We start from the raw sequence: 4,602 nt of genomic DNA on the forward strand, positions 1-4,602 counted from the left end.
CTGCGCCAACTCATCACTAAGCGCAGACATTGTCATCTGTTTATCCATGGTCTTATTATATCACTTCTGGCAGTATCGCGCCTACTTTTCTGTGCGGTATTGCCTTAAAATTAAAATAGCGCTTTTCGGATTTTCTCTTCCTTGTCTTCTATCATTTCTTTTAAGAATTCTTCAAAACTTTGCTTAGGGAAAACTTTATTTTCAAAATGTCCCCACAATTCTCTTGCTATTGGACTATGGTTTTGCTTAAACGCAGAGAAACTATTTTTATAAATTGAGACTGGAATTGCGTCATACAAAACTTTTAATTGGTCTAATTCATCTTCTAATGTAATATCCTGACGTACTCGCCGCCTAGCCTCAAAACTGCGAGTAAGCACTTCTTGCAACTCATCATAGTTTATGAGATCGGTCTTGCTTCCTCTGCGAATATAAATTTCACCACGCTTTATTTTTTCATTTTCCCGTTGCCCGTCACTTTCACAAATTATAGGCAAATCACCTATTTCAACGGAAATAAAAATCACTTGAAATTTTTTCCCTTTCAATGACCCGTATACATCATTTTCGTAGAAGAAATTTTTTATTTCAATATATTTTCCTATTTTTTGTGGCAGATATTTTTCCACTATTTTAGAAAAGTCAGCGGGATCATATATTTTGTCTTCTGCAGAAATGCCACTAGCTACTATTGTCCCATTATCGTTTTCCGAAACACCAATAACAATACACCCACCGCCAGAGTTTGCCATTCCAATCATTATTTTTGCAAGCTTAACATCACTTATCCATTTCCCCTTGAACTCAACTTGAGAGCCCTCACCTACATTTTTCTCAAGAAAATCACTAAATGCTTCTAAGGTAGGCTCTTTAAAAAAAACAAGCAAATCATCTTTGGTCATATTATCAATACTCATATTTTACCCCTACTTATATGGAAGAATATATCTTTATTTTCTGTTATTTTACTATCATAGAGTTTCTACGTCAAATTATTTTCTATATTCGGCTGCTATTATGCAAAAAAGAAAGGACAGTAATTAATGGCCACAACCTATAATAACGTTTCCAAGCAGCGGCCTAGAGCTAGCCATTTAAAGGACGGGTGATTGTTTTGATTATGGGCAGGAGCCGAAGAAAACCTAGAGCAGAGCAAATGTGTCCTTTTGTCGCCACTCAAACAGACCGTCAACACATTCATAACAATATCAACCATAGCTCCACTCAGTTGGATTACTCCCACAAACTCCAGGATTTAACTGGTTAGGACTGACGGTGCAGCGGCGCTCTGACCGCGTGTGTTTGGAAAATGATCTGTCTGTAATTACCAACCACAAGTTTCATAGCAAGGGACGCTTTCTCCGCCACGGGGTGTGGCTGAGGACGGACCGTCAGCCTTTCTACAAGAAAAGGCTTCGGGTGGCTCTGAGATACCCGTTCCAAAGTCTTGGATAGATTTTATGCCTTTCAGCAGATCATGGAGGAGTATGGCCATGCAATCAAGCAAAGCTGTGGCTTTAATTATGGATATACAGAGGCGGCTGCATTCCGGGGAAGGTCTGACCTATGGGCAATGGGCCAAGGCATATAAGCTCAAACAAATGGTTGCGGCGTAGCAATTTATTTAGAAGTACCTGAACCTTCAGTTAGTTTACCACTCAGACTGACTTTGCCTATGGATTCCCTTAAATGTATCATACGTAAACTTTGTTTTCAATCTCGTCTAGAATAGTACCAGCCAGATAGACGGACTCTGGTAGGTCGTTGCTTTGAGTATACTTTAAATGTCCATAAAATAGTACAGTATAAATCATATAATATATAATGTCTATAACGCATTCTTTAGGACAAGGTTGAGGGGTGCTATACAATAAGAGCTAAAGAGCCAGCAAAATGTAGAGAGTGCATGTTTTATTATTAGAGGAAATTTCGAATATGGAGGGCACATGTTTTTTGCTAATAATATTTATAGAGAGCGGGTTCATATCGACAATGCTGATGCAGGACAGGATTATTTCTGCCCTGCCTGCAAAGGTAAAATGATTCAAAAGCGTGGTAATGTTAATGCGCATCATTTTGCACATCACGCTGGCCGAGATTGTGATCCATGGTATGCAGGAAAATTATCAGCTTGGCATAGTAAAATGCAATCTTATTTTAAGCCAGAAGCTCGGGAGGTTATTATATGGAACCAGCAGCATACCGAATATCATATAGCAGATGCCGTGCTGGAATTTAATAATCAAAAGTATGTTTTCGAATTTCAGCATTCTCCTATATCTCAGGAAACTTTTTTAAAGCGTTCAGATTATTATGTTCAATGTGGATATCGCATAATTTGGGTATTCGATTTCTGTAACCCCCAAAGGCCAAAAACAATTTTTATAGCTGACGATGATGATGAAACGATCAAACATTTGGTATGGACAGGCAGAAACAGGACTAGATTTATAGACAATATTAATTTTTCCAAATATAATAACCGCTTGAGAATAATATTTCATATTCAAACAGGAGTAGGTAAGCAGACACAAATTGATATGGAAGATTATTATCCATGGAGTAAATGGGAATATATCAATCCGACTCATAAAGATTATTGTTTTGCCCGACTATGTTTAGAAGAGTTTACCAGTACATCTGACTTTTGGGCGCAATATTATTCAGAAGAAGAGTTTTATAATAGACTTCGGCACCTCAATTATGCCAAAGATTCCACCAGCGGGTAAGCTGCTGTCTAATCCAATTATTACTGGACGAAAAGGGACAGGCAGTTTTATGATTGATTGGAGGGGGAGGGGATTGGGCATTATTTTGCCCAATCCTCATCTGCCGGATAAAACTGGGCCAGGATTTGCATGCATTCCTGTGACGTGTACCCCCAGAGGATAGAACTGAGGGCCTCTACAGCTTTTTTACGCTTTCGATAGTAGGTGGGAAAACTGATGTCCTGCATATGGGGCCGGAGCTGTTCGATAATCTCCTCTGCGTTTTTGAGCTGCTGGGGGGAGAGGTAGGTAAAGTACAGAATCCAGTAGAATTCCTCGCCATTTTTATGCCGGGTACGGAGAAGCTCCACCGAACGATCGAGCAGGGAAAGCATTTTCTGGCTTCGTTCAATGCAGCGTGAGTGATCCTCAATCTGCGTCCCGCCCAGATCGGCGCCGGCCAGATAAACAGACTCCAGGAAATCTTCGATATTGCTCCCGTATTCCACCTCGAACTGCTTTTTGAGCTGCTGCACGGATAACTCCAGGCTCCAGATCACATCCCGGTATTTTTTGAGCAGCTGCCAAGTGTCATGGTAGCGTGGATCGTCCTCAACTTTTTTCACGGTAGATTTTTTAATCATCATGATTCACCTCTTCCGGCACAATGTTGGTTGAAAGAATAAACACATACCTCGGCCTATCCGAACCGCAGAAAATCTCCATTCGGAACTTTAGCGGTGGTTCATTAGGTAGTACCATATACTCACCCTTTCCATCGTCGGATAATGGATATAACTTAGAGGAGCAATGGGGGCATTGCGCACACGGAATCCCTTGACGTTCCAGCAGTTGCAGCACTTTATGCACAATTTCATCCACAAGCGATTTTGAAACGATACTGGGCTCCGTTGAAACGCAGGAGACATCTTCCTTTGCATCCTGCTCCGTATACGACTGCGGGATCTTGATGTTCAAGGAAAACGCGACTTCGGACTTATCTACCATGACATCAGAAATCTGGAACATGGTTGACAGGTAGTTTTGAAGATAGATGGCTGTGCCGTGACGACCAGGGAAGGTCATCATCGTGATATGGCCCAGTTTGGCCAGCTTCTTCAGTACGCGGCCAACGGTTGCTTTTGAAATTCCCCAACGGGCGGCGAGGTCAGCATAAGACAGCAGGGGACTGCCGCTGCCATTGCGGAAATAGACCACTGGGCCCGAGAAGGACCCCAGCACGCGCTCATCGTTGTAAATTGCCGAGATCCAGAGATCCAGAAGGATATCCATTTCAGAACACCGGCCAGCGCTGATGAGATCGGTGGCCGTGGAAATAGGGAGGAAGTAGAACCCGGTATCCTTCTGGCAGGGGCAGTTATAATCCAAAGCGGTGTTGTGGCGCCGCCAGTTCTTGATATGGTACCGTACCAGCTTATCGCGCCCCAGGAGACTGTATTCGATCAAGTGGCGGCTCTGTAGGCTGTCTAGGATTTTCGAGGCGTGTTGCTTTGTGCGGACCCGCAGCCACTCGGATAGCTCTTGCAGAGTACAGACCCACTCGCCAGGGTACACGGTATAGGAGAGCCCATCGATCCGGCGGTAAGAGGTTCGGAAATTGGCATAGGAGCAAAGTACGGCATAATAAAAAAGACCGGAGCATCCGTTGTTGCTTCGGATGCTCCGGTCGGAGATAAGAGACTGGATAAATTGTCGATGTACCCGGCAGCGGGGATAGTCTACGATCTGCTTGATTTCAAGTTGATACTCAGACATGGGGAAACTCCTTGTATTATAGAGTAGTAGTTATTAGAGCCCCTCTCCAAGGGCTGTGCTACACTGTAAGGGATGCTGTGGATTGGTTGGCGGCTCCTACCACAAGATGGTTCACGAA

At 43.0% G+C, this 4,602-nt stretch carries 4 protein-coding genes; 1 reads left to right on the forward strand and 3 read right to left on the reverse strand.

Going from position 1 to position 4,602, the window contains the following annotated elements; all coding sequences use genetic code 11:
- Window positions 1-110: 110 nt before the first annotated feature.
- Window positions 111-902, reverse strand: coding sequence for an AlbA family DNA-binding domain-containing protein (locus ACTQ33_RS16920; RefSeq protein WP_441465663.1), 792 nt, complete (start codon window positions 900-902; stop codon window positions 111-113).
- Window positions 903-1,946: 1,044 nt separating this feature from the next.
- On the opposite strand from ACTQ33_RS16920, the gene ACTQ33_RS16925 reads away from it, so the two are divergent.
- Window positions 1,947-2,729: a competence protein CoiA gene (locus tag ACTQ33_RS16925; protein ID WP_441465664.1), complete on the forward strand. Its 783-nt coding sequence runs from the start codon at window positions 1,947-1,949 to the stop codon at window positions 2,727-2,729.
- Between the two features lie 80 nt (window positions 2,730-2,809).
- Here ACTQ33_RS16925 and ACTQ33_RS16930 read toward each other — a convergent pair whose 3' ends face one another.
- Window positions 2,810-3,355 (reverse strand): hypothetical protein, encoded by a 546-nt coding sequence (locus tag ACTQ33_RS16930; RefSeq protein WP_441465665.1) that lies wholly within the window; start codon window positions 3,353-3,355, stop codon window positions 2,810-2,812.
- Window positions 3,345-4,484, reverse strand: a complete 1,140-nt coding sequence (locus tag ACTQ33_RS16935; RefSeq protein WP_441465666.1) for a MarR family transcriptional regulator — start codon at window positions 4,482-4,484, stop codon at window positions 3,345-3,347. The genes ACTQ33_RS16930 and ACTQ33_RS16935 overlap by 11 nt, the downstream gene beginning before the upstream one ends.
- Window positions 4,485-4,602 lie beyond the last annotated feature (118 nt).

Origin of the sequence: Candidatus Avoscillospira sp. LCP25S3_F1, from assembly GCF_052117125.1 — a bacterium.
Classification (GTDB): Bacteria; Bacillota; Clostridia; order Oscillospirales; family Oscillospiraceae; genus Avoscillospira_A.

What these genes read in the sequence shown, in the direction of transcription:
- ACTQ33_RS16920 (WP_441465663.1), bottom strand. Translation starts at nt 902, where the DNA reads ATGACCAAAGATGATTTGCTTGTTTTTTTTAAAGAGCCTACCTTAGAA.
- ACTQ33_RS16935 (WP_441465666.1), bottom strand. Translation starts at nt 4,484, where the DNA reads ATGTCTGAGTATCAACTTGAAATCAAGCAGATCGTAGACTATCCCCGC.
- ACTQ33_RS16925 (WP_441465664.1), top strand. Translation starts at nt 1,947, where the DNA reads ATGTTTTTTGCTAATAATATTTATAGAGAGCGGGTTCATATCGACAAT.
- ACTQ33_RS16930 (WP_441465665.1), bottom strand. Translation starts at nt 3,355, where the DNA reads ATGATGATTAAAAAATCTACCGTGAAAAAAGTTGAGGACGATCCACGC.